This window comes from Sinorhizobium sp. BJ1, from assembly GCF_002531555.1.
Classification (GTDB): Bacteria; Pseudomonadota; Alphaproteobacteria; order Rhizobiales; family Rhizobiaceae; genus Sinorhizobium; species Sinorhizobium fredii_B.
The window spans coordinates 1-512 of record NZ_NWTH01000129.1 but is presented as its reverse complement, the minus strand read 5'-3'; the positions used below and the strand labels follow the sequence as shown (position 1 = coordinate 512).

Below are 512 nucleotides of genomic sequence, written 5' to 3'. Positions count from 1 at the left end.
TTGCTGAGGCCTTCGCCTATGATGCGGACCTGGTCTATCTCGTCGAGGAGCCGCTGCTCACCGATTATAGAAACGAGCCCTTCACCAAAGCACTGACGGATCTGGTTGCTGCCTACAAGCCCGAGATCCTGCTTCTCGGTGCGACGACGCTGGGTCGCGACCTCGCCGGCTCCGTCGCGACGACACTGCTGACGGGGCTCACAGCCGACTGCACCGGACTTGATGTCGACGCGGACGGTTCGCTTGCGGCTACCCGGCCGACATTCGGCGGCTCGTTGCTGTGCACGATCTATACGCTCAATTGCCGGCCCCAAATGGCAACCGTGCGGCCAAGGGTCATGCGCATGCCACAGCGGTCAAACAAGCCGATCGGCCGGATAATCCGGCACGATTGGCGGATGTGCGAGGAAGAGATCGTCACGAAGGTCGTCGATTTCCTTTCCGATGGCCAGTCGGAGAACGCCAATCTCGCCTATGCCGACGTGGTGGTTGCCGGCGGGCTCGGACTCGGC

1 protein-coding gene is annotated in these 512 nt (G+C 62.3%); it reads left to right on the top strand.

From position 1 onward, the window contains the following. Window positions 1–512, top strand: a 512-nt coding sequence (locus tag CO676_RS34380) for an electron transfer flavoprotein subunit alpha/FixB family protein (protein ID WP_144340274.1), incomplete at both ends; no start/stop codon positions are given.